Here is a 5,786-nt window from a genome sequence, read left to right on the forward strand (position 1 = left end):
CCGCTGGCCGTGGTTCATGCCGCGTCCACGGCCACCGCCGAACACGCTGCAATGCTGCTGCGCGACGCCTGCACCATCGACGCCAGCGCCCCCGAGCCGCGCCCCGTCATCTATCGCTGATAAATCGGGGTCAGACCGAAACTATTCGATAAATCGGGGTCAGACCGAAATTATTCGCCACAATTGTTCGAAGCAATGGCTGGAATTGACTTCGCTTCTTAAACTGCAATTGTGGCGAATAATTTCGGTCTGACCCCGATTTAGCTTTTCGGTCTGACCCCGATTTATCAGCGATAGATAACGGGGCGCGGCTCGGGGGCGCTGGCGTCGATGGTGCAGGCGTCGCGCAGCAGCATTGCAGCGTGTTCGGCGGTGGCCGTGGACGCGGCATGAACCACGGCCAGCGGCGTGTGCGCATCGATCGGCGTACCAACAGGTGCGATGTCGCTGAACCCGACCGACAAATCCAGCTCGTCATCGAGCGCGCTGCGCCCGCCGCCCAGTTCAACAATGGCATTGCCAACGGCGAAGGCATCGACGCTGGTGAGATAACCGTGATTGTCGGCGTGCACCGGCAGTGTGACCGGGGCGCTGACAAGATAGTGGGTGTAGCGTTCGACAAAATCGGCCGGGCCACCCAGTGCACTGACCATACGGCCGAAAGTTTCTGCGGCCCTGCCCGACGTCACCGCCGTATCGACCCTGGCCAGGGCAGCATCACGATCAGTTTCCAGCCCACCGACGATAAGCATTTCGGCGCACAGCTCCAGCACAACTTCATTGAGCCTTGCTTCACGGTGCTCGTTGCTCAGGTAGGCCATCGACTCGGCAATTTCCAGCGCGTTACCCGCGGTGGTGCCAAGCGTCTCGTTCATATCGGTGATCAGTGCGTGGGTCTGCAGGCCGCTGCTGGCTGCAGTGGCGGTAATGCTGTCGGCCAGCCTGTGGGCGCGTTCCGGCGTCTTCATGAAAGCACCGTTGCCGCACTTGACGTCCATTACCAGCCCGTCGAGCCCGGCGGCGATTTTTTTCGACAGTATCGACGCGGTAATCAACGGCACCGACTCTACCGTCGCGGTGACGTCACGGATGGCATAAAAGCGACGATCGGCCGGCGCCAGCTCGGCGGTCTGGCCAATGATCGCGCAGCCGACTTCGCTGACCACTTTCCTGAACTCATCCAGGTCCGGTGTTGCGCTGTAGCCGGGAATACTGCCGATCTTGTCCAGCGTACCGCCGGTGTGGCCCAGCCCGCGGCCGGAGATCATCGGTACATAGCAACCACAGGCAGCGGCAATGGGCGTCAGCAGGAAACTGACTTTGTCACCAACGCCGCCCGTTGAATGCTTGTCGATGACCGGTCCATCCAGGTCGCGCCACTCGAGGGTGACGCCGGAGTTTGCCATGGCGACAGTCAGGGTGCCGGCTTCTTCAGCGTTCATGGAATTAAGAAAAATCGCCATGGCCAGCGCCGAGACCTGTTCGGCCGGAATACTCTCGTCGGCCAGACCTGCGGCGAAGAATTCTATTTCCGCCGCAGTCAGCGTTTCGCCGTCGCGTTTTTTGCGGATAACTTCGGTAAACAGCATCGCCGGTCAGCGGGTTCCAAACAGGCGGTCGCCGGCGTCGCCCAGTCCCGGCACGATGTACTTTTTCTCGTTCAGCCGCTCGTCAACGGCGGCCGTATAGATGGTCACGTCCGGATGAGATTTTTCCACCATCGCGATCCCTTCCGGACAGGTGACGATGCATACGACAATGACTTTTTGCACGCCGCTTTTTTTCAGCAGGTCGAGGGCGGCAGCAGTAGAGCCGCCGGTGGCCAGCATCGGGTCAACGACGATGTAAAGCGCATTGCTGTTGTTCGGCACCTTGTTGTAATACTCAACCGGCTGCTTGGTTTCTTCATCGCGATACATGCCGAGGAAACCCACGCGTGCGGTCGGCACCAGGCCGAGTATGCCGTCCAGCATGCCCACACCGGCACGAAGTATGGGTACGACGACAATATCATTGGCGATCTTCTGGCATTGCGCCATCCCGACCGGTGTCTGTACCGCGACATCTTCGACTTCGACGTGCTTGAGGGCGTCGTAGCACACGAACATGGTGATCTCTGTGGCCAGCTCGCGGAAGCGCTTGTGGCCGGTTTCAGAATCGCGCAGAATCGCGAGCTTGTGCTGTATGCACGGGTGTTTGACTTCGACGTACATGCTTTTCCCCTGGTCCGATGCACGTGACGGGTGGCTAAAGTACCATGAAACGAGCCCGGGCAGACCAGGCTGCCGGGGGTGCGAATACAGATGGCCAAGCTCTATTTCTATTATTCTTCGATGAATGCCGGCAAGACCACCGCGCTGCTGCAGGCCAGCTATAACTACCGTGAGCGCGGCATGAAAACGCTGGTGCTGTCGCCCGCGATGGATGATCGTTATGGCGCTGGCCGCGTCGTTTCGCGTATTGGTATCGAAGCTGAAGCGCACGCTTTCCGCCGCGACGATGACCTGCTGGAGGTAATACAGGAACGCGTCACCGGCGCACCCATAAATTGCGTTCTGGTCGACGAAGCACAGTTTTTGAGCAAGCAGCAGGTTTACCAGTTGTCGGAAGTTACTGACAAGCTGGATATACCGGTGCTCGCGTACGGGCTGCGTACCGATTTCCAGGGCGAGCCGTTTCCCGGCAGTAAGTACCTGCTGGCGTGGGCAGACAACCTCAAGGAAATAAAAGCCATCTGCGATTGTGGTTCCAAGGCTACGATGGTGGTGCGCCTCGATGAGGCAGGCAACACGATTCGCGACGGCTCACAGATAGAGATTGGCGGCAATGACCGCTACCTGTCGTTGTGCCGGCGTCACTTCAAGGAACGCTTCCATGATGCGGTGGATTAGCATTCTTGCTGCCGCAGTATCACTCTGCGCAGCAGGACAGGCCGCCGCCAGTGAAGCCATTCTGCCGTCGTTGCCGCCATGGCAGTCAAACAGCCTGGAACTGATTGCCGCCCCGGACGACCCGTGGATTACACCGGCCGAACGCAGCGGGCTTACCACAACGCCACGCTACGCCGAAACGCTGTCGTGGCTGCGCCGCCTGGTTGACGCGGCGCCGCAGCTCGAGCTGGTTTCAATAGGCCGCAGCGATGAGGGGCGCGACATCTGGATGGTGGTTGCCGCGGAAAACCGCGCGACGACGGCAAAACAACTGGGCGACAATAGCCGGCCGACGCTGCTGGTGCAGGCCGGTATACATTCCGGCGAAATCGACGGCAAGGATGCCGGCCTGATGCTGCTGCGCGATATGACGGTAGCGAACAAGCTGAGCGACCTGCTCGAGCGGGCAAACCTGCTGTTCATCCCGATCCTCAACGTCGACGGACACGAGCGTTTTTCGGCTCACGGCCGTATCAACCAGCGTGGCCCGGCCGAGATGGGCTGGCGCAGCAATGCCCGCAATCTCAACCTGAATCGCGACTACACAAAGCTGGAGACCCCCGGAGTAAGGGCGGTGGTTGGCGTTATCAATGACTGGCAGCCGGACCTTTATATCGACGTGCACGTCACCGACGGTGTTGACTACCAGTACGACATCACCTGGGGCTACAACGGCAGTCACGCCTGGTCGCCGGCGGTGTCGGGCTGGCTGGCGCAGTTTCTCGAACCGGCGGCGACCCGTGCCCTGAGTAAACGCGGTCATGTACCTGGCCCGCTGATCTTTGCCGAAAACTACGATGACTACAGCGCCGGTATCAGCAGCTGGACTGCCAGTCCGCGTTATTCCAACGGTTATGGCGATGCGCGTCACCTGGCGACCGTGCTGGTGGAAAACCATTCGTTAAAACCCTACCTGCAGCGGGTGCTTGGCACCTATGTTTTCCTCGAGGCGACGATGCGAGCGCTGGGCGAACACGGCAGCCTGCTGCGCAAAGCGGCGCGCAAGGACAGTCGCCGCCGCAACGACAAAATTGTGCTTGCCTGGCAAAAAGGTGCCGCAGTGCTGCCCGAGATCATGAGCTTCAAGGGCGTGCGTTCCGAGCGCGAGTATTCGCCAGTCACCGGTGACAGCATTACGCGCTGGACCGGCGAGCCGGTTGAACTGCCGGTGGTGGTGCGGGCGAATGACCAGCCAAAGGCAGTCGTGAGCCGGCCGCGTGGCTACTATGTGCCCGCGGCATGGTCATTTATTGTCGACCGGCTGCGGCCGCACGGTATTCGTTGTGAATTGCTAAAGACAGGCAAGCGCGTGCCGGTGGAGCACTACCGCCTGCCAGAAGCAACGCTCGCTACCAGCCCGTTCGAAGGGCGGGTACGGGTCGACCCTGGCGACGTTGTCGTCGAGCGGGGTGAAATGCACGTTCGTCCGGGCGATTGTTTCGTTCCCACGGACCAGCCGCTTGGTACCCTGGCGATGCTGCTGCTTGAGCCGCAGTCACCCGATTCTCTGCTGCAGTGGGGCTATTTTCTCGAGATCATGACGCGCACCGAGTATTTTGAAGACTATGCGGTCGAGCCGATGGCGCAGCAGATGCTGTTGCACGATGCAGAACTGGCGCAACGCTTTCGCGACAAGCTGCAGGCCGATCCGGCATTCTCAGCCGACAAGGAGGCGCGGCTGCGCTGGTTCTATGAGCAGACGCCGTATTTCGACCAGCGTTACCGGCTGTACCCGATTGCCCGCCGCGTGAACTGAAGCGGCTCCGAGCAGGTCGTACTGTTATATGAACAAAAGCCGCCGCAAGTTCCTGCATGGCTGCCTGGGTGGCACAATTGCGGCTGCCTGTCCTTGGCCGGGGCTCGCCGCAACGTCATCGCCACTGCTGCAGCGGGCGATTCCGCAGACTGGTGAACGACTGCCGGTGGTCGGCATGGGCAGCTGGGGCACATTTGATATTGGCCGCAGCGAGCGGCTGCGCGAGATGCGCACCGGCGTGCTGCAGGCATTCTTCCGGCACGGAGGAACGCTGATCGATTCCTCGCCGATGTACGGCAGTTCCGAAGAGAATATCGGCTACTGCCTGCAAAAGGTTGACGCCGGTACAGCGTTTTCCGCAACAAAAGTCTGGATTTATGGCCGCGAGCAGGGCATCGAACAAATGCAGGACTCACAGCGGCTGTGGGGCGTGCCGCGCTTCGACCTGATGCAGATTCATAATTTCCTCGACTGGAAGACGCACCTGCGCACGCTGCGTCAATGGCAAGACGAGGGTCGTATTCGCTATATCGGCATCACCACGTCGCATGGCCGGCGACGCGGCGATCTGCTGAAAGTCATCGCCAACGAGCCGTCGATCGACTTTGTGCAGTTCACTTACAACATTGCCGACCGCGATGCGGAACAGCGCCTGCTGCCGCTGGCGCGTGATAACGGTAAGGCCGTTATTATCAACCGGCCGTTTCGGCGCAAGCAGCTGATCAATGCTGTCGCCAGAGCCGCATTGCCGGACTGGGCGGGTGAAATCGGCTGCGATAACTGGCCGCAGTTCCTGCTCAAGTACATCGTTTCGCATCCGGCGGTGACTTGCGTCATCCCGGCGACGTCACGGGTCGACCACATGATCGAAAACATGGGCGCCTGCTACGGTCCGCTGCCGGATGACGCCATGCGCCGCGAGATGGTGCGTTACTTCGAAACCATCTAACGGGCAGAGGGCTTCGTGGGAGCGACTTCAGTCGCGACTCCCTGCGACAAAGCCTCGTGGGAGCGACTTCAGTCGCGACTACTTGCGACATGACTTCTCGGGAGCGACTTCAGTCGCGACTACCCGCAACAGAGCTTCGTGGGAGCAACTT

5 protein-coding genes are annotated in these 5,786 nt (G+C 60.3%); 3 read left to right on the forward strand and 2 right to left on the reverse strand.

What is annotated here, in order from left to right; translation table 11 throughout:
* Positions 1–287 precede the first annotated feature (287 nt).
* Both deoA and upp read right to left on the reverse strand, forming a co-directional pair.
* A complete protein-coding gene (gene deoA, locus HKN06_11990; GenBank protein NNF62033.1) occupies positions 288–1,589 on the reverse strand; it encodes a thymidine phosphorylase in 1,302 nt (433 codons plus the stop codon).
* 6 nt (positions 1,590–1,595) lie between these two features.
* The gene (gene upp, locus HKN06_11995) at positions 1,596–2,213 is read right to left on the reverse strand and encodes a uracil phosphoribosyltransferase (protein ID NNF62034.1); all 618 of its coding nucleotides are present in this window, start codon (positions 2,211–2,213) and stop codon (positions 1,596–1,598) included.
* 90 nt (positions 2,214–2,303) lie between these two features.
* Here upp and HKN06_12000 point away from each other — a divergent pair, with 90 nt between their 5' ends.
* From HKN06_12000 to HKN06_12010, 3 genes are read left to right on the forward strand one after another with little or no spacing between them, the layout of a single operon-like run.
* Positions 2,304–2,891, forward strand: coding sequence for a thymidine kinase (locus HKN06_12000; GenBank protein NNF62035.1), 588 nt, complete (start codon positions 2,304–2,306; stop codon positions 2,889–2,891).
* Complete coding sequence (locus tag HKN06_12005) at positions 2,878–4,686, forward strand: M14 family metallopeptidase (protein NNF62036.1); 1,809 nt, start codon at positions 2,878–2,880, stop codon at positions 4,684–4,686. The genes HKN06_12000 and HKN06_12005 overlap by 14 nt, the downstream gene beginning before the upstream one ends.
* Before the next feature lie 28 nt (positions 4,687–4,714).
* Complete coding sequence (locus HKN06_12010) at positions 4,715–5,635, forward strand: aldo/keto reductase (GenBank protein NNF62037.1); 921 nt, start codon at positions 4,715–4,717, stop codon at positions 5,633–5,635.
* Positions 5,636–5,786: the final 151 nt, after the last annotated feature.

The organism is Gammaproteobacteria bacterium, from assembly GCA_013003425.1.
Lineage (GTDB): Bacteria > Pseudomonadota > Gammaproteobacteria > Steroidobacterales > JABDKV01 > JABDJB01.

Excerpts from the sequence above, each read along its gene's own strand:
- deoA (NNF62033.1), bottom strand. The coding sequence starts at position 1,589 with ATGCTGTTTACCGAAGTTATCCGCAAAAAACGCGACGGCGAAACGCTG.
- upp (NNF62034.1), bottom strand. The coding sequence starts at position 2,213 with ATGTACGTCGAAGTCAAACACCCGTGCATACAGCACAAGCTCGCGATT.
- HKN06_12000 (NNF62035.1), top strand. The coding sequence starts at position 2,304 with ATGGCCAAGCTCTATTTCTATTATTCTTCGATGAATGCCGGCAAGACC.
- HKN06_12005 (NNF62036.1), top strand. The coding sequence starts at position 2,878 with ATGCGGTGGATTAGCATTCTTGCTGCCGCAGTATCACTCTGCGCAGCA.
- HKN06_12010 (NNF62037.1), top strand. The coding sequence starts at position 4,715 with ATGAACAAAAGCCGCCGCAAGTTCCTGCATGGCTGCCTGGGTGGCACA.